Below are 21,095 nucleotides of genomic sequence, written 5' to 3'. Positions count from 1 at the left end.
GCTCGTCAGGCTCATAACCTGAAGGTCGCAGGTTCAAATCCTGCTCCCGCAACCAATACTCTCAGTCAGATATCAAGCACTTAGCGCCCCAAGGGGCGCTTCTTGCGTTTGTGCCGAAAACGTCCGGTGCTACAGCAGTGCTACGCCACGCAGCAAACAACAGCACCGTGGAAGCACTCTGGAAACGCCGAATCGGAAAAGCCGATTCCTTCTGAATTGAAAACCACGCCGCTTCACTGTCAGTGCTGTCAGCGCCACCAACTATTACAGTGATTGTCTGTGCTGCGCTCCATTTCTGTTGTGCAAATCCGGCAAAGAGGCATCTACATCCACAACATACCCCATCAGCGACATTCTGCTTGTACAACTGAACCGCGCAGGGCTAGTTACGCGGTGCAATCTACGGGAGTTTTTAATTTGGCCAAGAGAGATCCAAACAAAACAGCGCGCAACAAAAGAGGCAAAGAGATCACTTCGCAGTTGGCGAAAATGTGGCCGAAGGTCTCTGGGGATAGCGGATATGATAGCCAACAATCCTTCAATGCCCTGATCGGAGGTAAGGCCGCTACTTTCATCGATCTCAAGGAAAAAGTAATAAAGTCGGCTGACGAGTATGTCTCGGAATATTTGCGCGGCTTTAAGAAGGCTCGAGAAACTGATGGTTGGACGGCTGGAGGAACGCCATTCAGTGCTACCACTCTGAAGGCAAACTTCGAAACCCTAACCAAGACGAAAGCGACTAAGGAGTACTTTCTTCTTTTCCTCCAGCGATCGTTCCTGCGCCACTACGATGAGCTAGTTCGAACCCGCCCCTCTGCAACGGACTCGGAGATATGGATTGGCCAGAACAATTGCGACTATGGGCTACTAATAACACCGAGGTTCAATAAGTCTGCAGAGTGGGAGAACGACAAGAGTGAAATCAGGCATTTTCCAAAGCTATATTGGACAATAGGCCATGTTATAACTACCGGTTTGGTGGTTCAAGGAGATCCTACACCGATCAACTTTAACGGAATAGAAGAATACCTCAATTTCTTTACCAAGGTGTTGGTGCGCCCCTCCGGGTCTAAGTACGAAAAGGAGATCGCAACGCTCTACTGTAACTATGTTAGATCACAGAAGAAGCCGGAAGATGTTCCACTCTTGATTCCAGAACTTCGCTACCGAGGAAAAGAAAAGAAGCACAAATACAGGTTAGATTTCTGTGTGATTGATCCGGTTACCCTCGAAAAGGTCGGATTCGAGTTGTCACCATGGTCTTCTCACGGTCATATCGCGGGTACGGCGAAGAAGACTCAAAAAGAAATAAACGCGGAAGCTTTGAAAAACTTTGAAAAAGAAGCCAAAAAAATGCGCGAGTATTTCCAAAAGCATAGGATTACAACGCTAATTTATACAGATGAGCAGCTGGTTGATACAGGTAAGATATTTGACGAAGTTTCTGCATACTTGGAGGGTTCCCACGAAGTAACGCAGTTGGAATTCAGCCTCGTTGAGGAGTTTCTGTAGGAGTTTTTAAGACTAGTACGCTCTTTGCTATGTCAGCAGTAAAACATGATATGGGATAGCATCCCCAAGATATTCTTAGAGATGCTAATGGTTGTGCTCGTAGACTGGCTTTTTTTTGCGGGCGGCGACTGCTACTTGCGTATTGTAGGTGATAATCAAACCCTACAAACGTCACGAAGATAGTGAACAAAAGCGCTCGACTCCTGGGATCGGGCGCTTTTGAAATCTTCACCGGTTGGTCAATCCTATCACCCGCATGCCTGCTTTGCCTTCACGGCTGAACGCGATGTTTATGCCCTGACGCCGTAACACGGGCTGTACCCTGCGCAGGGCCGCACCAAACCGCGCCTCAGATCGGGGAAAGCTCTGGCTGTCCTCTGTCAGCGCCGGAAAGCGGTCTCGCAGGGTTTGCTTCAGCTCGGTTGCTGTGCCGCTCCAATGCTGCCGCCCCTCCATCAGAGACAGAATTGCCAGCGCAACCGGGTTGGCCTCAACGGCAGCTTGATCGCTGCGCGCACGATTGGCCGCGTAGGAGTCCAGAAACGCGCCCTGAGTCCAGCCAAGCGAGTCTTCGGCGGCAACCACCCATTTTGCAAAATCGGCCATCCTAGGGGCTTCTGAAAGGCTTACAGAGTCAATTCGACCCAAGGCACGGGAAACCGCATCCAGTAGCGCACCCAGAATGAAGGGCTTGGCCTTGGCAAAATCGCGATTGAACGCGCCCAAGGTTTTGCGCTTGCCGGGTGGGATCACCGGCAGATGAATGCCAATGGCGCGATCTGCCAGATCAGGCCGCGCCGCCAGATCGGGAATGCCGTTCAACAGGCAAGGCCGGGTGGCGTTGAACAGAACCTCGTCGCTGTCGGTGTGCAGCTTGCGGGTGCCAAACCCGCCGCCGGTGGCGATCCGACAGAAGGCGTCCGCCATCATCGGGCGGATGGTTGAAAGGTTATCAAAGCTCAAGACGTGGTTGTGCATCGCGGCAATCACCAAATCCTGCTCGGAATTGGGCGTGCTGCGGGTGCTGGGCTGGGCCGGGTCGATCAGGTCGCGCAGCGTTTGTGCAGTGGTGCTTTTGGCGCTGCCCTGTTCGCCGGACAGGATCAGGATAGGGTAGGGGCCTTTGGGGTGGAAACACCCCAGAACCCACGCCACCAACATGCGGAAATCATCTTCGCTGTCTACGTTCAGAAAATCACGCAATAGATCGATGCCGTGTTCATGCCGTTCCGGTACAGGCAGCGCCTGCATGGCTGGTGAGCGCCGAAACCGTGCGGGCGGGTGGTTGACCACCTGCCAGCCTTCCGAGGTAATCGCCACAGCCTGCCAGTCCGCATCGCCAAGGTCGAGATAGACCGCACGCCCGATTGAGGCGATGCGGCTGGACACAGGGTAAGTCTCGCCTTCGAACCGGGCCACCCCTTCCAGCATCCGGCGCTTGTCGTCCAGCGCAGCATTGGAGGGGGCTTTGCCCTCAGCCCTATAGTGGGCATAGGCCAGATAGTTGCGGAAGGTCGATGATCCGACAGGCCAGTGCTCAAAGTGACCCTTGGCCTGTATAGTTACATAAGGCTCACCCTGCGGTGTGTTCCAGAGTTCAAGCCCTTCCACGAGGGCTGCGCTATCTTCCTTATGTATAGGTGCAGTCTCGTCCCTATGTATATGTAACGTATACGGGTCGGGGTTGTTCTTATGATACATAGGGGAACGCGGGTCATTTGCGGCAGGCCCTGTCTGACCAGTCAGGTAAGCGGCGGTTGCATCCGGCAGATCACACGCCACGCTGTTTATCAGGGCATCTATCTCACCATTCCCCCAACCAGCAACAATGGCATCGGCCACGTCCCAGCCTCTATGTATAGGTATAGGGATCAGCCCCGCATGATCATGCGCCTGAATCAGCGCCTCGTTGATCGGCAATATGAGCGGCGTCGCCCTATGTAACGTAACAAGCTCTTCGGCCAGTTTGGTGGCATAACTCTGTCCCGGTTCATCCTGATCGGGCCAGATGATGACAGTGCGACTCTTCAGCGGGGAGAGGTCCGTTTTTGCCAGCGCTTTGCTGCCGCCAAAGCTGGTAGAGGCCAGATACCCCAAGGCTGTCAGCGCGTCGGCGCACTTCTCTCCTTCGACCCAGATCACCGGCTGATCCGGGTCCGCCTGGGCGATCCTATCCAGATGATAGACCGGGCGGGATTGAGGCGCTTTCCACGTCTCTTTGCTCACGTCATAAGGCAGGAAGAATTTACCCTTGCCGTTACCATCATAGCGATTGGCAACAAGCACAGGCGCGCCCGCTTTGTTGTGGTAGATGTGCTGGGTGTCAGCTCTTCCGGCGGTTGGGTGACAGAGGTCGTGCAGCGCGCTCATGCCTGCACCCCCAGACGCTGGGCCAGCGCACGCGCGGCCTGTCCTTGCTGCACCCCGTTCAGATAGGCAAAGAGGCTGATAGCATCACCGCCTTTGTCATCCGTGGCAAAATCCGCCCAAAGTTCGCTGTCGATATTGATCCGAAACGATCCGCGCGAGCGATCTGCGCGGGTGGGGTTCAGCGCCACCCATTCGCGCCCGATAACCCGGCCATCGGGCAACCATTCCACTAGCAGGCTTTGCAGATTGATCCGGGCCAGTTCCGCAATTGCTGCAAATTCAATGGGCTTCCAATTACCAGTCATTTGCAACCACCTCCTGAAGACGCGCGATCTCGAATGCTTCGACATCCCCAGCGCGATAGCGGACCAAGCGGCCAACTTTGACATAGGCCAGTGGGTAGCGCTTGGTGCAGCGCCAAGTAGCAAGGGTGGTTGTGGATACGCCGAGGCGGTCGGCGACTTGCTCAGGCTTAAGCAGGGTGTCTGCCTGTTTTGCAATCATGATTATCTCCATCAAGTTACGTCTATGAAGAGAAATCTAGAGAGCGCTTGGGCAGGCTAAAACGCGTGAAGCAGGACGTAAAAAAACAAGTTCTACGTAGGGAAACAGGTCTGCAAATTGCCACACAATATGGCGAAAATGTGTCTAAATCACCCGCATTACCGTGACAACGCGGGTGCGCGTCAGGTCCGGGTCGAGCTTCCGAGCAATCAAGTGAATCGCGTCAACCGCGTAGGCCTTGTTCTGCTTGGTGGTCGGGTCATAGCGGCCAGCATTGAAGGGGCGCCTAGCGTTACGCTCCCAATAGGGGCGAAAAGCACGGGCCAAGGCCGCAACCGGCTGGCTGTCGGTTTTCCTTGCCTTTCGAAACCAGCCGTCCAGATCGGCTTTGTAGTAAGCGCTTGGAGTGTCCTGTTCCCCGAGAGAAACCGTTTCTGCGGCGGCCTCTTGCAACAGGTCCAGAAACGCCGAGATGTGAGCTATTGGATCACCGGGACCAAAAGCGCCGTCGATCAGGTTTGCTATTCCGGCGGCACTTGGATCGGCTGATTGAACCTTTGTTTCCAGCGCATCGGCCAGCTTTACGGAACAGTTGGGCGACCTCTGCACCCGAGCGAGGTCTATCGATATGGCCTCTAGCTTTGCAGACAATGCGGACAGACGGCGGTATTCCATCGCACCCGGCTTGCGTCGGCGCATGTTGCGCCGCTCGCGGATATAAGCCCGCGCTGCGGCTTCAACCCCTTTGCTAAGGTCTTCCATGTCGGGATCGGGTGCGGCCATCAGCATCTCAAGTTCATACATGAATCGGGTATCGTAGAGACGATGTAGCTCCGCCAAGAAACCGTGACCCGCCATGAGGCGCTGCCATGGGGCGGTCGGTGCTGCCGTGGTGTCGGAGAGGGTGTTGTCAGCTTGTTCCATGATGCAGCTTGTTCAGGAAAATCGGGCGAAACGCCAGTGGCTGACAGTGCAGACAGTAAAACAGAACCGTACTGGACCCGGAACCGTCACTTGCGGGCGTTGAGCGATATCAAGACCGCTGCGGGGCCTTTTTTGGAACGCCGCGTTTCACGTACAATGGACGAGATCAAACGACGGCTTTCGAGCATTGTGCGTAGTTCGAGCTGGCATCCGACCTGCTAACTGAAGTGGGCATTTGGCAGAACCGGTTTTAGAGTATTCTCCCAAGTTCTCCGCAAGCTCTGCTGGGAATGTGAGCGATTGTGGTCACGCGTAAAGGTCGGGAAATAAAGACTTTAGCTTTGGTGAGTAGGTCTCACGAGGGATTTTCAAGACTTCCAGAGTGAAAGCAATCAACATGAACTCACAAGCCCTCGACACTTCTTGACAGTTTTCAGAGGCATTAAAGATTTTCGTCAAACCTGAGGAATGGAATTTAGAGGTTCGAAACTCAAGAATTCTCTCTGCAAGAACAACATCCATATCGCATCCTAAAGAGCGATTTAGTGTTTCAATCGCAAGGCGTAGTTTCTGTTTGGTTCCACGCTTTTTTCTATTCTTGACGCTAATGTGCTTGTTACAGAAAGCAATGATTTCTTCGTCTTTGCTGGCTTTGATGTATTGAAAGAATTTTTCCTCTTTACTTTGAAAACTCGTCTCATCGTCACCGCTGAACCACTTATCTAGAAATCTTTCAAGTTTCGGGAATATTAATCCAAAACTCTTGTTACAATTTTCCGAAAAATGCAGAGCCTCATTTATCGCCTCCAATATCAAACTTGCTTCACCATAGGCATTCATCATGTCGCAGATGATCGTTTTTATTGAAGGAACATCTTTTACCGACAAAAAGTTAGAAAACATACTTCTATCTGACTTGATGTTCCACTGAATTCCCGAACGAAGCAGGGTGTGATCCCTTATCATGTCGGGATGCTCGCCGCTCGGCGTCAGCTTTAGCTCTGTCGGCTCTATTGCTGTCATCGTTAAGAACGAGAACAAAGAATCTAGCAATGAGCAGATGCTATCAATCTGCACGAAAGACCTTGGATGATCGAATTCTATAGAGACATATGGAGTGAAAGTTTTTGTTTCGGAGCCAATTCCTATAGCCCCTTCATGGGCGAAAAAGACCCGTAACTTGCCAATTCCAGCCAGATCAAAGGACTCTATCTCGGTACTACTTGAGGAAAAATGGTCTGGTAACGGTCGATTTTCTACGCCCTTCACCCATGGCCTCAAGCCAGAGGGGAGAAAAGTAACAGCCGCGTAGGCTGCAAGGTGGTCAATGTCGAAACCTTCGCCAAAAAGAATATACTTTGCTTCAGCTTCTACCGACTGGGTCTCAAAAACCACATCTGGCCCCGCCTCGCCGACGCCCTGACCAATAACCTCTACGTTTCCAAGGGTTCCCTTCCTACCAAAATTTAGAAAACACGGGAAAACTGAATTCTCAAATGGACTTCTTGATCTGGTTTTGAAAGCCTTAAAAGCTTGGTCAGGTTCTATCTTTCGTACGGCTTCGACTTTGAAAAACTCACCCGAAGGCGCGGTTCTATTAACTGTAGCGAACCAGTCACCAGTATCGTCATTGCTCGGAATAAACGTCTTTAGCGTCTTACTCACTCATTAATTCCTTCCGCTATTCATTCTTGGACATCCCCGGGGGATATTGCGGGACTATTTTACTTTTAGGTATATTTTCTAGTGGCTACATCTGATACATTTGAATGATGTTTTTCAGATAAATTTGTACTTCCGACATAACCTATAAACACCTTTTTCGCGTAACGAATGTCTGCTTTCTACCTTACGTATCTTGGGAAAACATCAACTCTGTCGCCTTGTCCACACTCTCTCTTACGGGGTCTAGATTCAGCCTAGCGTAGATCGCTGTGGACTGCTGCGACCGATGCCCAAGTGATTTCCCAATAATATACCCGTTGGCCCCTGTTGCCGCTTGATAGCTACCCAGAGTGCGACGCAAGTCGTGAATGCGCAGGTTTTCGATTCCAGCTTCTTTCAAAATACGACTCCAAGCCTTTTTCGGGTCTGCAAGATGACCGCTCTTGCCAGAGCCTTCAAATACGTATGGGCCGTCTGATTTCAGTTTCCGTTCGATAAGCAATTCAACCGCCTGACGAGGCAGGTGAACCGTCAACGGGTCAGCGTTCTTCGTTTCTTCGATCCGCCATGTAGCCGACTGGAAGTTGATATCGTTCCACATCATCGCCAGCGTGTTTGACTTTCGCGCGCCTGTCAGTAGCGAAATCATAAAGAAGTCTCGTGCGGCTTCATTTGGTTCATTTGCTAACGCTTCGAAGAAGCGTGGTAATTCGTCAGGCTGCAAGAACCTGTCTCGGCTCTGTTCCCGAAACTTCTTTATGCCGACGGCCGGGTTCAAACCCTTCCAGCCCCATTCAATCGCTTTGCTAAAGATAGAGCGGATACGCTCAAGCAAACGGTTGGCTTGATACAGGCCGTTATCCTTTCCAACCTTTGCGTGAAGCCGTTCCACTTCGGCTCGGTCAATGCTGGATATCTTTCGGCGAAACCAATGCGACAGATATTTGTTTACTTCCCGTTCGTCATATTTCCACGACTTCTTGTGAACCTTGGAATACTTGTCCATGTATTCTGTAAACAGCACTCCAAAGGTCATCTCGTCTCGAATGGCCTTTTTCTCTTTCTGAGGGTTCGCCCCAGATGCGATTCCGCCTTTGGCTTTAGCAGCAGCCTTTCGGGCCTGTTCCACAGTCATGTCTGGAAACTTACCAAGTAGAAGCCGTTCTGGACGCCCTTCTATGCGTTTGTAGAGGTAGAAGCTCTTCGACCGTGCGGCGGTCACAGCCAGCATTAAACCGGCCTCTCGCTCATCATAGTAGTAGTCTCGCGATCCTTTTTGGGCGGCGGGTGCTTTTAGAAGGGCGGCTTTGGTGAAATTCAAACGGTGACTGGCCACGTCGTATCCTTGAGGTGTCTGGTACTACCAATAATCGTTGGTGCTACACTGGTGCTACACCTTGGAGCAGATATGAGCAATCTACGGAAATCGTAAGGTTGAGCGTGAACTGCTTAAAGAATTGATAAATATATAAAAAAATATCTTCAGTAAACTACATCAATTATCCGCCTGTGAGGCTCATAACCTGAAGGTCGCAGGTTCAAATCCTGCTCCCGCAACCACTTGGGTCGAACAGAGTCTCGAACAAGCCGCCTCAGGGCGGCTTTGTTCGTTCTGGGCCAACCCAATCATCGCTGAAAGTGCCCCTTCCAGTTCGATCTGAACGCTATCCTGTTTATGTTGGACCGAGACACGCTCGATCAGGCCCCGGATGATCTCCAAAGCCCCTGTACGGATCGACGGATCCGATAACGCCTTTGCAAGATCAGCGACCTTGGAGCGATAGAGTTCGGACAGGTTCGGGTGCAGTCGCACTGGTGAAGGCGCAGGCTCAGACAGCTTCGCATCAAGACCGGCGATCTGCGCTTCAAGCTCTTCGAGCCGCGTTTGAAGGCCGGGGGTGCGAATGCCCTCTGCGATTGCATCATAGAACCCATTCAGTTTGCGCGCCGCTTTGTCCCGCTCGGATTGCAGACGGGTCCGGGCTACCTCTGCTGTGCCTGCTTCTGCGTTGGCGGCTTCGCTGAAGGACTTTATGAAAGCGGCCACTGCGTCGGGCTGCATCAGACGTTGGCGAAGCAAATCCAAAACGGCGTCTTCCAGAACATGGCGGCGAATGGATTGCCTGTGCGTGCAGGTATCGAGTTTGCGAGCGGCAGAGCAGGCGAGATAGTCGCGCCCGACAGTGGTGAGTGGTCCTCCGCAGGTGCCGCAGAATGCAAGACCTGTCAGAAGGTGCTTCTTGCGACGCTTCTCCCAAAACCGGGTTTCCTTGATGGCTTTGACGCGGGGATCAGCTTCGATCTCGCCTTGCCGCTGCTTGACCGCCTCCCAAAGTTCATCCCCGACGATCCGCAGCTCAGGGACCTCCGCGATGATCCATTTGGACGGATCGTTGAGACGAGAAACACGTCTGCCGGTCTCAGGGTCCTTGATGTAGCGCAGCCGGTTCCAGACCAGGCGGCCAATATAAAGCTCATTGTTTAGGAGACCCGTACCCCGCACTCGGTGCCCTCGGATGGCGGTGTCACGCCATAACTTGCCACGGGGACCTGGGACACCCTCAGTGTTGAGACGTCGCGCAATTGTTTTTGGGGAGTGCCCTTCGGTGAACTCTTGAAGTACCCGTCGGACAATCTCAGCTTCCGCTGCGTTGATCACTCGTTCCCCCGTGACGGGTTGGCCGTCTGGCCCAAGACGCCGGACGACGTCATAACCATAGCTGTTGCCACCGCCAGAGCGCCCAAGCTCTACACGCCCGCGCAGACCGCGCCGGGTTTTGTCCGCCAGATCTTTGAGGAACAGTTGGTTCATGGTGCCTTTGAGACCTACGTGTAATTCGCTGATCTCGCCCTCAGCCAGCGTCACGATGCAAACCCCTGCAAAGCTTAGCCGTTTGAAGATCGCGGCGATATCCGCCTGATCTCGGCTCAACCGGTCCAGCGCTTCCGCCAAAATCAGATCAACTTGTCCTCCCTGTGTAGCATGAAACAGCGCTTGCAGACCGGGGCGCAACATGGAGGCGCCGGAGACCGCACGATCAGAATAGGCGTCAACAACAGTCCAACCTTCCCGCTCAGCACGTTCCCGGCACAGTCGCATTTGGTCGTCGATGGATGCGTCTCTCTGCATTTGGCTGGAGAAACGGGCATAGATTGCAACGCGGGTCATCGCCGGGCCTTTCTCTTCTGGTTGATCAAAGCCGCGTAGTCGCGGCCCGCTTCAATTGTCTGTGCGTGGATGTAGTGGCGCTCGGCGGTTCCGAAGCTCGTATGCGCAAGAATTGGTCGAATTAGCTTGGCATGTTCCGGAGAAGAGCGGGCCAGGGTTGTCGCGGCAGCATCCCGAAAGAAATGCGGTGGAATACGGCGACCCGTCAGCTTCAGTGTCTGCTCCGCGATCCGAGGGCTCAGCGCGTCTTTCTTAAAAGGAGCACCAGACCGGCCAACCCACAGGACATTGTGATGCTGTTGGCCACGCTCCATAATAAAGGAACGGGCTTCGTTGATGTAACGGCGCAAGAGCGGTTCAACGCTCGGTGGAACATCAGCTTCCCAGGGATGCCCTGATTTGGTGAGATCCCCGGGGAGCGCGACGGTCATCGTGTCTGCTGCGACATACAGGGATATGCCAATCCGAAGGCCCGCGAAGGCGCGTCGCCGCATCGGCATCAGGGCCAACATCGCTATCATGGTGCCATCCCGCAGGCACATCATACTGCTTAGCGGTGTTGACGCAGCTTCTGCATGACCCGTCGCCAGAGACAGCCCTGCACGGAATAGAACTTCGCTGGACAACACACGCCCAAGTTTACGGTCCCGATCACCTCGACCCGCGGCGCGCTTCAATCCCTCTTTTAACTTCCGCTGAGCGGACCAGTCCTGCGTCGGGTCAGCCACGGAGAGGATACGCAACACGCCATCAATGAACACCAACCGAGTCATCGGCCGGGTGTGTGAGAGGTCCCGAAGCCAAGCGGAAAGGCGCGGCAGGGTCCCGCGTCGAGCCGGAGGCAGTGTGATCGCCTCCGCGTCGCTGGTAATCAGCCATTGCAACCATCGGGCATAGCGCAACTCTAACGTCTTTAACGAGGTTGCGCGTAGATGAGCGAGGGCACCGCAATCGTCGAGTGGTCCACCTACCGCCTGAAGGCTGAGCCACATATCCCGGTCTTGCGCGGGCCATTCGTCGAGCGGCAGAACAAGGCTCATCAGCGACGCCCTTTCTTGGCGTCTATCAGGTCAGCAAAGGCGCGGGTTGCCGAACGTGCCTCAAGACCGGAATACATGTTGATGGTGTGGCTGACCTCCGAATGTCCGAGCAACCGACGCGCAACCTCGTAGCCGCCGGGATTGGCGTCGAGCCAGTTCATCACCGCGAAATGCCGAAACAGGTGGGCGTTCATCTCCAACCCCGTTTCTTTCCGGATCCGTTTGGAGATGCGCCCAGACAGAACGCCGGGATCAACAGAATGTTGACCATCCCTGCGGGGAAACAGCCAAGGCGTTCCAGCGGGGCAGAGTTCCGGGCAACGAGATTTGAGATGGCTGTCGATCATGCGCAATACATCACGCGGAATCTCGAACTCGACAGGTCGTTCATTTTTGGTCTCACCGTCTTCCAGAACCAGGTAGGCTCGGCCATCACCAGGGCGGTGCAGGTGGCGTTCAATGTGGATGCCAGCCAGATTCTTCACACGGACGGGGCAGACCAGCAGGATGGCGATTGCGAGCGCATCTTCGCGCGCCAGAGCCCATCCGTACGGCTTGGAGGTGCCGCGTGGTCGCGCGAAAATCCGTTCGGGCAGGAGTAGCAGGCGCTGCTGATGCCGGTCCTCTTGCAACATTCGAAGTCTGCTTCGGTTCTTTTGGGTCATGCCATTCTGGGGTTTGACCGCCAGACGCGCTGCAAGCCCAGCCAGTAATTCCCGGGTGCCTTCGGGTGCATTGAGTAACCGGGCCAGATTGCGGAGTAACGCGGCAATCTCGCTGATCATCTTTGTGGTCTGGTTGTTGGTGCGCGATAACATCTGGCGCAAACCCCGTTCAGCCATTGCCGGATTAATCAGGACGTCCAATCCGCCAATCTCCGCGATCGGGATACCAGAGTGAATGAGTTCGGAGGCGAACCGAACCAACTGCCTTTGGTATTGGGACAGGGTCGCGGGTCGTAGTGCTCTGTTCTGTCCGTCATCTGCCAGCAGGTCTGGATTGGACAGACGATGCATCAGCTTTGCAAGATCAGTTTGGAATGGCGCCGGAAAATCAGTCACCGGAAAAGTGATGACCTTCCGACGCGATTCCAGAGGCAAAGTGACGTTGGGCCATTGTGAAATACGTCGAGCCGCCAGGTTCCAGCCGTTGACAGCGGCACGATGTGCAACATCAGGAGATTTGCTGATCTCGTTGTGCTCAAGGGCTACGCGATAGGCTTGAGCATGCTCTTCACACACAGTGGCAGGTTTGACGCCCTGCCGGTTTAGAAAGTGTACGAAGCGGCAGAGCGCGGGTTGCAATGTCTTGTCCCCGGACGCTAGTACAGCTGTCCAGAGCGCGTGCCAATCGGGAGACAGATCATCGATCCGGTTGAAGCGGTGTTCCACCAGCCCGAAATGCGCGAGGGCGGCACGCGCATCACTCACCGCGTTTTGCCAACTCTTCGGTGTAAGACCGAGTGCTGCCGGTGTGACTTTGGACAGACGGGGCTGCAACCAGCGACTGTCGCAGGGCACATCCTCTGGCGGCAGCCCAAGGGCTTTGGCCACGCGGCGCAGACCGGAGATCATGTCGCGACGGCGTCCGTCCGACAGAGAGCTGTCGGAGTGCAGTTGGTCGATGAGCTCGGCGAACATCGGTGTGTCGGCTTTGACGAAGGCCAATGTCAATGGAACGGGGCTCTGGCTAGTCATCGGGTTTGCGGTCCTTTGGACATGTCAGGTCTCGGGCGGACGGGTGTGGACAGGGGGTCTGATTCGGGAAAAGCGTAGCACAGAAAGTTAGAAACTTACGGGCAGGCCCTCTTCCCGAAAATGTCATAACCCATTGACATTAATGTACATTAATGATCGCGATTACCTACCAGCACTGTGCCTGCCGGTAGGCGGCATGAGCTGCCGGATCAATGCGGATGAGGCGTCCGCCAGGGCCGACCCGAATAACCTCAAGCAGGCCAGCCGCAATCGCACGGCGCACCGTCTTCTCCGAGCAATTGTCCAGTTCAGCGACGTCTTTCACCGTCAGAAGCTTGCGGGGTGGGCTCTTCTTCGCATTGATCTGTGGCATACTGATGCGCCTCCTTTTGGTCAGAGGCGTCCCGGCCTAGTTCCCGTACTGCCTGGGCAGCCAGCAATCGGACCAACTGGTCAATCGCTGTCTCAACCTGCTTGCGCGCGTAGTCGTCAGAAGGGGGTGTGGCAGGAACGCGTGTCATGCCATGACCATGACAACGCGGGCTTGCTCATTCTAAGTGTATTGATTGCCCAATTCCGGCGGCGCCCAACGCTCTTGCTCTTCGCGCTCAAGCTTGTCGCGAAAACCGTCAATGTCCACGCGGATCGTCTCACCGCTCAGGATTTGCCCCGGCTCGGTGATCATCTTCACGACAGCCTGGATAAAGTTGATGAGTGGACCTTGCCGTTGTCCTCCTGGACGACCGTCTGAGTATGTCGTGTAGGTCAGAGGGCGACCGGAATCTTTCCAGATATGGCAGCAACTCTCGACGATGTACTGACGGCGTTTGTCGCGCGAGAACCGCTTGTCTCGCGGCGACATCTCCGCAACCGCACCAGGTGTCCCATGGATGCGTCGAATGTCATCGATGACATCCTGAGTAAGTGTCGTTGCGGTCTCAAGCTTTTTGAGGAGCTGCGGAAGTAGGTCTGCATCTTCTGGCGTCGATACGAAATAAGTCGAAAGCGAGCCCAATGCGTTCCGGAGTTCTTGTGTAGTAATTGTGCCCCGCGTGGCTTCCCGCAGGAGTGTCTTGAGGTGCTTTTGACCTCGTACAATCGCTTGCGAGCGACGGACCTCAGTCAGGTTGATTGCGATGTCGTCGTCGTTATTGAGGCAGTTCCCAAGAAGTACAGAGAGTTCGCGTACGAGCTTAGTTGGCAGGCCAAACCGTTCAGCCAAGCTCCCGATCATGTCATCAGATAGAGCACCGCGTTCGCCATAACTGCCGAGCTTCCATGACATCGAGCACTTGATCCCATCCATGTGCGGATAGACGGAATAGTCAACTTCAGTATGTGCAACGTCTCGGTTGTCCTTCAGACCGCTGTCCGCGTTAGCGCTCATTTTATTCTCCGTTTGGCACACTCTAGGGTCTGGTCGTGCGTCCAAAAGCTTACGTGCAACAAGGCGGTACTGATTGCTCAGAAAGCGCTGATTGAGACACGGCGACCCCTTCCAAGGTTGCACATCAACAAAAGAACAGGAAGAGAACAATTTGGCTAGGTTCTGTGTCGAGCGGCCTTCGATATTGGAGGGCTGTCGCGCGTCACACCAGCTACGACTTGTACAACTTGCGGCCGCGCGAAACAGGGGGATCCCCAAAAAATAGAGATCAATACACTTAGTCAGCAAGAGCGTAAAATCCGACTTTCCGGGTTGGGATGGGTCTCCCCGTCTCCGTTGCGCCCGGTTTATTCTTGCTGCTTTCCCTGGTGAACGATCAAAAAAAGCGGTGACCACGGTACGTTCACGACCGGCCTCCAATTGTGAACTATGGTTCGGGGACTACCCCATCCCGCACCGACGCGGCTCCTTCTGGCCCGGTGCAGAAACGCGACTACGGAACCCACCGGTCGACGGTCGTCTTCAGACGCTCGTCGAACCGGGGATCGCCGAGACCGTGCGCGGTCAGAGCGGGGCAGGTGAGAAGCCTGCGGGGAAGCGGCTGGCCTCCGATAAAAGGCATCGCGCAGATACGAACCTGAAAGCGAAGGGCCTTCTCCCGCAAGACCGGGGGGAAGGAGCGGGGGCCGGATATTGTCTTATGACAAGTACGGGCCAATTTGCGCTAAGCGGCGAAATATGAAACTAAAAAACAACTAAACGGATGTTTGATAACGTCCAGCGAGAAATCACTTTAATGCGGTCGGCTCTTACAGGCGCGGTGCTGACGACAGTCTGCCGTTCGAACGAACTGACCCAGAGGTATGAGGCACAGGTCCTTTTTCTGATGCTCACCTTGGTTTTTGGTCTCGCTAGTCGACTCTAGCCGTTTTTACGGTTGTTTAAGGCTCAATTGAATGGTGGGATACGCTATGCGCACAGTGCTGAATGCTCTTTGCTTTCCTTTATTGTTTCTAGTTGTCGCTTACTCAACAGTATGGGGCACTTTGGCCCTATGGTTCAAATTTTCAGTCCCAGAATTGATCCGGTTAATTGCGATCGTTTCCTTTATCGTCGTTGGCCTCGGAACGCTAGTTTCAATTTTTCGAAGAAGTAGATGGCGATGGTTGTCTGGATTCGCAGTATATCTCGCAGCAATACTAATATGGTGGAACTCACTAACCCCACCTTCGGACGGAAATTGGTCGCCTGATGTTGTACGGACAGTCACAGGTGAAATAAGCGGCAACACACTAACTCTGAATGACGTTCGTGCATTTGAATGGCAGTCGGCTGATACTTTCGAAGAGAAGTGGATTACTAGAGAATACGATCTGTCTCAAATTGAAAGTGTGGACCTCTTCATGTCGTATTGGGGTGGGCCAGAAATGGCGCACCTTATGCTAAGCTTCGGCTTTTCTGATGGCAGGTATTTGACGTGGTCGATCGAAGTACGCCGACAGGTCGGAGAGTCTTTTTCTCCCGTGGCCGACTTTTTCAAAGCGCATCCTATTGTAATGATAGCGGCGGAGGAGCGTGATGTCGTCGGGCTTCGCTCTAATGTTCGAAAAGAGAAAGTACATCTGTTCAGGCTGCGTGGTGAATTAGAAGAGCGTATCAAACTGATCAGCGCCTATGTAGAAGCTGCAAATGAAATCGCCGAGCGACCCCGCTGGTTCAACTCAGTTTTCACCAATTGCTCCCGATCAGCAATTTTAATCGCACGACATGTTGGCATTAGCGTTCCTGTCGACTATCGCGTTGTAATTAATGGCTATTTTCCTGACTACCTGTACGAGCAAGGACTGACCAATACTGAGATTGATATTCAGCAGTTGTATAGTCTTGGAGATATCACAGCTAACGCACTAGCAAACGGACTAGACGAGGGTTACTCGGCAGCAATCCGCAAAGATGTTCCGGTTCCTTAGCCCTTTGTCTTGGATAAGTCATTTTATCTTTGAGACAGTTACTGAATGGTGCTGCTAGAGCAGAATTGATTTTTCGGCCTTTCGGGTGGAAGCCTTGAGATACAGGGAAAATTGCGGCCCGCCTATTTGTCCGATATTTATATTCCACTTATGTGTAATGTGCTCTGGCTACGATGCCTTTGACGGCGATATTCGTGGAAAAAGGGTTTGTGAAGTTGAGCGTCAAAAAGACCATAGATCAGTCGCGGCGGCACTTCGTATTTTCAGGGAGCGTTTTTGTCGCGACTGGGTGCAGTTCCAAAAGGAACTTAGTCGGCCTCAAACCAACAAGAGCTTTATCCAAAGCAGAAATCGATGAAAGAGGTCATAGGATCTTTATTGCTACTGTTCGCGAACCCTCAACGGTGGCGACTGAGTTTTTTTCAGGTCGTCGCGCCAATCGTCTTAACTTTGCGGCTGTAGATGTTGTAATCCCGCCAAACCACAAGACGGGCAATATCGAAAGGCCGAGAGGCAGCTCGCCAGATCCCGATAAGCATTTCGTTATCACGAACCCGCAGATATTTGACGAAGATAGCAAGTTTGTGGGCACAGTAGAGAACAGTGTTTTGGCTTTGCCAAAGGGAAAACGTTCATCCCTGCTGTGGATACATGGCTACAACACAAATCTGACTGATGCAGTGTTGCGGTTTGCTCAATTTCTGGAAGACACCGGGTATAGCGGAGTGCCCATCTTATATTCTTGGGCCTCTCAGGCTCGTTTGGGTGCCTACGTCTACGACATCAACAGTGCACTCATTGCACGGGATCAGCTTGAGGAGGTTCCAGGGCTACTCAAAGACAGTCCTGTAGAAACAATAGATATCGTAGCCCACTCGATGGGTAACCTTGTTGCCATGGAAGCCGCTCGCGGCATCGCAAATCGCGGGCTTTTCAATGTCAGCGGTAAACTCAGAAGTGTTATTCTTGCGTCGCCCGACATAGACATAGACTTATTCATTGCTCAGTTATCAGCGATCCCCAAGGACAAACGGAGGTTCTATGTGCTGACATCCGAAAATGACCAAGCTCTTGCGGTTTCAAGCTTGATTGCAAGAAACCCGAGAGTGGGACAGCTAGATGCTACACTGATTTCCGAGCTTGGTTTGAACGTGATTGACCTGTCCCAGGTGCAAGACACGACCACTGTACACCATTCAAAGTTTGCTGACGCTCCCGAGGTTGTGCGCCTGATTGGGGACAGAATACTGGCAGGCGATAAAGGCGCTAAGGTTTCAGGTCGCGCTGAAGCCGTGGTTATTACCGCCAGTGGTACCATCGCTGTCGTTGACGAGGCGATATCCAACTGAATTTGGGTACATGACGCGCTTTCGGCCGGCTAGAGCCACCGATCTCTATTCTTGGGCTGCGAGCTTTGCGCCACGAAACATGTTAGTGTCGGCCAAGTGTTTCTTCCGGTAGACATCCGAACACCCGTTTGTATTGTTGAGCAAAATGACCTTGATGAAAAAAACCGTTTTCAATCGCAACACCTTTGATTTGAACTTCCCCAACACTGGAAGCACTAAGTGTTTTGTGGACTTTGTTAAGGCGTATGCGTCGCAACCAGGTTGCGGGGGATATACCGATGCAATCTCGAAATGCGTAGTGTAAAGTCCGAAGGCTTACACCGATTTCGCTGCATAACTCGACCAGACCCACGGAGCAGACATCGTCCGAATATGCGATATCGCAAGCGCGACTAACAATTGCCGCGGAACGGCAAGATTGTAGAGAAGCAGATTTCGAAGCCTGCGAGCTAATCAATTCCCACAAGAATAACTTCGTGAATTGGTCAAGCAGGTGTTTGGTCTCAAATTCATTTGCTTGCTTCGAACGGCGCAACAAATCTTGAGCCGCGAGTCCCAGTCTTTTTCTCGCCTGCTGAGTTAGACTACTGACTGGAGGTATGTCGTCAAAGTCGAGGTCATCCCCAGTGAGATTAAGCGCCAGAGACCGCGCTTCCGAAAAGGGAACGGCCAGATTTACCCCATCCCAGTTTGTACTGCCAATTAGCTCGGCTTCTCGACTGGGAGGTTGAACAACAATCGAACCTGTTTTGATTTTTTCACCAAAAAGAACTGCGGGTTCAGCTTGTTTCAAAACGAGCGCCGCCGAAAAACAACCGGGCATACCTGTGCCGCGGTACACTATTTTTCGATTCCATTTCTCCCGAGCAATCTGTTTTTGACCAACTTGAAGTAAGTCAAGACTGCTCTCCAAAGGACCAGCAGTCATTTGGTAGTACTCTTGATCCCAACCGACGGAGGCGTCCTGCAACTGCCCGACGTCAGACGTGGTTGTGAATGTCCGTTCAACCGACAAGTTTTTGTATAGTTCTTTGTCCCCCATCTATTCCGAATATCACATTCAGAAAATTTGACATAGCAATATTTCTTTGACACGTAACAGTCAGTTATTGAGGTAAATTCTTTGGTCTGTGACACGTATTTTGCACTTTTGGGATGTCGAAATTCCCCCCAACGATCGCCTTTCAATGCAAGCATGTTTTCCTAAACACGGGGCTTGGTAGGCGGACCGAATGCAAATTGGCGAGGGAAGATTGCGGCGTGTGCTCGGTGTCTTAGCAATATTGGCGGCTAAGATTACTCTTTTCAGTAGCCAAGTTTATGCACAAGACAGCGCAGACGCTGCGGCGCAGGCCAATAACCCTCTGGCAAATTTCACGGCTTTCAACTTGCAGAACTATTATGTCGATGAGTTGACTGGCCCTAGCGAAAACGATGCAAATTCGTTCATTCTTCGCTACGCCCAACCGGTTCAGCTAGGGGAAACAAACTGGCTGATCCGCGCGTCTTTGCCGTTCAACAGCTTTCCTGTCGGCGATGGTGGGTCAACGGTAGATGGAGTGGGGGATTTTGACATCTTCGCCGCCTATCAGATCGACTTACAAAAACCGGGAGTAAGCTTTGCAATTGGCCCTTCTATTGTGGCTCCAACCGCCTCCGATGACCGTTTGGGCAGCGACCAATGGCAGTTGGGTTTGGCTAATGTCTACTTCAACGCAAAATCGGCAATTTGGCAGTATGGGTACTTGCTAATTTGGCGAAGCGGCGTGGGTAGCACGAACGACCGGGAACGCGTAAACACCGCCGCATTGCAACCTATTCTGTTCCGCCAACTTGGCGACGGCTGGTACACAGGCGGGGCTCCAATTTGGACAGCAAATCTGGAAAACGGTGATTATTCTGTACCGTTAGGCCTCCGGGTCGGAAAAGTCTGGGTAAACGGAAAAACTGTATTCAACGTGTTCGTTGAACCTCAATGGTCAGTTGCCGATAGCGGGCCAGGACAACCAAAACGACAAGTGTTTTTTGCACTAAATATGCAGTTCCAATGATCGAAACGAGCGTCTGACAAAAGGACTTACTACAACGCAAAAAAGAGAGGGCCCAAGTGAAAAGCCTTAGAATCCGCCTCCCTGTTCCGTCGGGTGTTCAGGAAAGTTCTTCTGCGCCGACCAAAAAATGAGACTGCTGACACTAGTTACGTAGCTGCCAGTTAGATGACCGATTCGGTAGGGCGTTCACTAAAAGCACTTTTTATTCAAAGGTTTGAATGAGTGTTTTGTGTAGAAAAGTTAAGCGCCTACGATGAAGTCTGAGTAACGAACGGAAAGCCAAACAGCGCGGTCATCCAACCTGTCCAATTCAGTGAGAGTAAAACAAATGGGAAAAACTTGCTTTAAACAACACGCCAAGTTTTGGATGACGATTTGTTTTGTAGGTGTACTTGCAGGGTGCTTTGAAGAGGATAGTGCCGAAGCGACAGAAAAACCTGCTCGACCGGTTTTGTCGATGATCGTGGGTGACACAGAAAGGTTTCGGACTGACAGCTATCCTGGTCGAGCCGAAGCTGTACGGGAAGTGAACCTGTCTTTTGAAGTATCGGGGCGAATGATTACCAGACCGGTCGATGTGGGATCGACTGTCAGATCAGGGGAAATTCTCGGTTCTTTGGACCCGGAGCCTTATGTAGCTCGGATTCGCACAATTGAAGGGGAACAAGCTTCTCTTCAAGCGGCATTGTCCAACGCAACCACAGAATTGGAGCGCAGAGAAAAACTGCTCGAAAATGATTTTGTTTCTCAGGCCAACGTCGACGACCAAATTATGGTTGTCGATGCAGCCAAGGCAAAAATTGAAGCGACTGAAGGTTTGCTGGACGCTGCTCGTCTCAACCTAAACTATACGGAACTGAAAGCACCTTTCGATGGGATTGTGTCGGAGGTTTTTGCGGACAACTTTCAGAACGTTGTCGCGAAACAACCGGTAATGCGCATCCTGGATACTTCCCAGATCGAAATGGAAATCGGCGTTCCAGAAGCTCTTATAGGGCTGGCTCCTTTCGTGGAAGAAATCAGCGTTACTTTTTCAAGCCTACCGAATTTAGAAGTTCCTGCAGAAATTTCCAGGATAGGTTCTGAGGCGTCGCTCAGCACTCGTACGTATCCAGTTACAATTGTAATGGATCAACCTGACGAAGCCAAAATCCAACCCGGGATGGCCGGTAAAGCGACTGCTCGTGTACGACTGCCCGAGAACTGGGCGAAGACCGGTGTTGAGATTCCCAGCGCAGCTGTGTTTTCGCCTGACGGGGAAAACGCGGGAAACACTTTCGTTTGGCTTATTGATGAAGCGTCAAACACAGTTTCTCCAAAATCTGTTGAAGTAATTTCTATCGGGGGGAGGGGATTAGTTGTTCAAGGGCTTGATGCGGGGGATCGTATCGTCACTGCAGGTGTCAATGTCATAACCGAGGGCCAAAAGGTCCGGGTCGAAGCGCCTTAAATTCTGG

General features: G+C 52.7%; 17 protein-coding genes. 5 read left to right on the top strand and 12 right to left on the bottom strand.

Features of this window, described 5'->3' with window-relative positions; all coding sequences use genetic code 11:
• The first annotated feature begins 417 nt into the window (after positions 1-417).
• On the top strand, positions 418-1,512 hold the full coding sequence (locus GOW48_RS21455) for a topoisomerase II (protein WP_170756111.1): 1,095 nt from the start codon (positions 418-420) through the stop codon (positions 1,510-1,512).
• Between the two features lie 228 nt (positions 1,513-1,740).
• On the opposite strand, the gene GOW48_RS22535 is transcribed toward GOW48_RS21455, so the two are convergent.
• The 11 genes from GOW48_RS22535 to GOW48_RS21400 all read right to left on the bottom strand — a co-directional run bounded on the left by GOW48_RS22535 (position 1,741) and on the right by GOW48_RS21400 (position 14,268).
• A complete protein-coding gene (locus tag GOW48_RS22535; protein WP_234899574.1) occupies positions 1,741-3,882 on the bottom strand; it encodes a hypothetical protein in 2,142 nt (713 codons plus the stop codon).
• Positions 3,879-4,187, bottom strand: coding sequence for a hypothetical protein (locus tag GOW48_RS21445; RefSeq protein ID WP_170756110.1), 309 nt, complete (start codon positions 4,185-4,187; stop codon positions 3,879-3,881). Before GOW48_RS21445 ends, GOW48_RS22535 begins: the two co-directional genes overlap by 4 nt.
• Positions 4,177-4,386, bottom strand: coding sequence for a helix-turn-helix transcriptional regulator (locus GOW48_RS21440; RefSeq protein ID WP_214648700.1), 210 nt, complete (start codon positions 4,384-4,386; stop codon positions 4,177-4,179). The genes GOW48_RS21445 and GOW48_RS21440 overlap by 11 nt, the downstream gene beginning before the upstream one ends.
• A gap of 144 nt (positions 4,387-4,530) precedes the next feature.
• Positions 4,531-5,310, bottom strand: a complete 780-nt coding sequence (locus GOW48_RS21435) for a hypothetical protein (protein ID WP_170756108.1) — start codon at positions 5,308-5,310, stop codon at positions 4,531-4,533.
• A 306-nt stretch (positions 5,311-5,616) separates the two neighbouring features.
• Positions 5,617-6,975: an ApeA N-terminal domain 1-containing protein gene (locus GOW48_RS21430; RefSeq protein WP_170756107.1), complete on the bottom strand. Its 1,359-nt coding sequence runs from the start codon at positions 6,973-6,975 to the stop codon at positions 5,617-5,619.
• Between the two features lie 184 nt (positions 6,976-7,159).
• The gene (locus tag GOW48_RS21425) at positions 7,160-8,311 is read right to left on the bottom strand and encodes a tyrosine-type recombinase/integrase (RefSeq protein WP_170756106.1); all 1,152 of its coding nucleotides are present in this window, start codon (positions 8,309-8,311) and stop codon (positions 7,160-7,162) included.
• Between the two features lie 180 nt (positions 8,312-8,491).
• Positions 8,492-10,144 (bottom strand): recombinase family protein, encoded by a 1,653-nt coding sequence (locus tag GOW48_RS21420; RefSeq protein ID WP_170756105.1) that lies wholly within the window; start codon positions 10,142-10,144, stop codon positions 8,492-8,494.
• Positions 10,141-11,184 (bottom strand): site-specific integrase, encoded by a 1,044-nt coding sequence (locus GOW48_RS21415; RefSeq protein WP_170756104.1) that lies wholly within the window; start codon positions 11,182-11,184, stop codon positions 10,141-10,143. The genes GOW48_RS21420 and GOW48_RS21415 overlap by 4 nt, the downstream gene beginning before the upstream one ends.
• Complete coding sequence (locus tag GOW48_RS21410) at positions 11,184-12,881, bottom strand: site-specific integrase (protein WP_170756103.1); 1,698 nt, start codon at positions 12,879-12,881, stop codon at positions 11,184-11,186. The genes GOW48_RS21415 and GOW48_RS21410 overlap by 1 nt, the downstream gene beginning before the upstream one ends.
• Before the next feature lie 166 nt (positions 12,882-13,047).
• Positions 13,048-13,254, bottom strand: coding sequence for a helix-turn-helix domain-containing protein (locus tag GOW48_RS21405; RefSeq protein ID WP_170355518.1), 207 nt, complete (start codon positions 13,252-13,254; stop codon positions 13,048-13,050).
• Between the two features lie 180 nt (positions 13,255-13,434).
• On the bottom strand, positions 13,435-14,268 hold the full coding sequence (locus GOW48_RS21400) for a hypothetical protein (RefSeq protein ID WP_170756102.1): 834 nt from the start codon (positions 14,266-14,268) through the stop codon (positions 13,435-13,437).
• A 971-nt stretch (positions 14,269-15,239) separates the two neighbouring features.
• Here GOW48_RS21400 and GOW48_RS21395 point away from each other — a divergent pair.
• Positions 15,240-16,238 (top strand): Lnb N-terminal periplasmic domain-containing protein, encoded by a 999-nt coding sequence (locus GOW48_RS21395; RefSeq protein ID WP_170355516.1) that lies wholly within the window; start codon positions 15,240-15,242, stop codon positions 16,236-16,238.
• Positions 16,239-16,432: 194 nt separating this feature from the next.
• Complete coding sequence (locus GOW48_RS21390; RefSeq protein WP_170756101.1) at positions 16,433-17,587, top strand: alpha/beta hydrolase; 1,155 nt, start codon at positions 16,433-16,435, stop codon at positions 17,585-17,587.
• 82 nt (positions 17,588-17,669) lie between these two features.
• On the opposite strand, the gene GOW48_RS21385 is transcribed toward GOW48_RS21390, so the two are convergent.
• Positions 17,670-18,629, bottom strand: a complete 960-nt coding sequence (locus GOW48_RS21385; RefSeq protein ID WP_170756100.1) for an AraC family transcriptional regulator — start codon at positions 18,627-18,629, stop codon at positions 17,670-17,672.
• 190 nt (positions 18,630-18,819) lie between these two features.
• Here GOW48_RS21385 and GOW48_RS21380 point away from each other — a divergent pair, with 190 nt between their 5' ends.
• Positions 18,820-19,638: a hypothetical protein gene (locus GOW48_RS21380; RefSeq protein ID WP_170756099.1), complete on the top strand. Its 819-nt coding sequence runs from the start codon at positions 18,820-18,822 to the stop codon at positions 19,636-19,638.
• 328 nt (positions 19,639-19,966) lie between these two features.
• A complete protein-coding gene (locus GOW48_RS21375) occupies positions 19,967-21,088 on the top strand; it encodes an efflux RND transporter periplasmic adaptor subunit (protein ID WP_170756098.1) in 1,122 nt (373 codons plus the stop codon).
• The last annotated feature ends 7 nt before the right edge of the window (positions 21,089-21,095 follow it).

The organism is Ruegeria lacuscaerulensis (assembly GCF_013033355.1).
In the GTDB taxonomy this organism is placed as follows: Bacteria; Pseudomonadota; Alphaproteobacteria; order Rhodobacterales; family Rhodobacteraceae; genus Ruegeria; species Ruegeria lacuscaerulensis_A.
Note: the sequence above shows the minus strand (reverse complement) of the source record. Positions and strands in the feature narration are given on the sequence as shown.

Coding starts and splice junctions, on each gene's coding strand:
- GOW48_RS22535 (WP_234899574.1), bottom strand. CDS start 3,882: ATGAGCGCGCTGCACGACCTCTGTCACCCAACCGCCGGAAGAGCTGAC.
- GOW48_RS21445 (WP_170756110.1), bottom strand. CDS start 4,187: ATGACTGGTAATTGGAAGCCCATTGAATTTGCAGCAATTGCGGAACTG.
- GOW48_RS21440 (WP_214648700.1), bottom strand. CDS start 4,386: ATGATTGCAAAACAGGCAGACACCCTGCTTAAGCCTGAGCAAGTCGCC.
- GOW48_RS21435 (WP_170756108.1), bottom strand. CDS start 5,310: ATGGAACAAGCTGACAACACCCTCTCCGACACCACGGCAGCACCGACC.
- GOW48_RS21420 (WP_170756105.1), bottom strand. CDS start 10,144: ATGACCCGCGTTGCAATCTATGCCCGTTTCTCCAGCCAAATGCAGAGA.
- GOW48_RS21415 (WP_170756104.1), bottom strand. CDS start 11,184: ATGAGCCTTGTTCTGCCGCTCGACGAATGGCCCGCGCAAGACCGGGAT.
- GOW48_RS21410 (WP_170756103.1), bottom strand. CDS start 12,881: ATGACTAGCCAGAGCCCCGTTCCATTGACATTGGCCTTCGTCAAAGCC.
- GOW48_RS21405 (WP_170355518.1), bottom strand. CDS start 13,254: ATGCCACAGATCAATGCGAAGAAGAGCCCACCCCGCAAGCTTCTGACG.
- GOW48_RS21400 (WP_170756102.1), bottom strand. CDS start 14,268: ATGAGCGCTAACGCGGACAGCGGTCTGAAGGACAACCGAGACGTTGCA.
- GOW48_RS21395 (WP_170355516.1), top strand. CDS start 15,240: ATGCGCACAGTGCTGAATGCTCTTTGCTTTCCTTTATTGTTTCTAGTT.
- GOW48_RS21385 (WP_170756100.1), bottom strand. CDS start 18,629: ATGGGGGACAAAGAACTATACAAAAACTTGTCGGTTGAACGGACATTC.
- GOW48_RS21380 (WP_170756099.1), top strand. CDS start 18,820: ATGCAAATTGGCGAGGGAAGATTGCGGCGTGTGCTCGGTGTCTTAGCA.
- GOW48_RS21375 (WP_170756098.1), top strand. CDS start 19,967: ATGGGAAAAACTTGCTTTAAACAACACGCCAAGTTTTGGATGACGATT.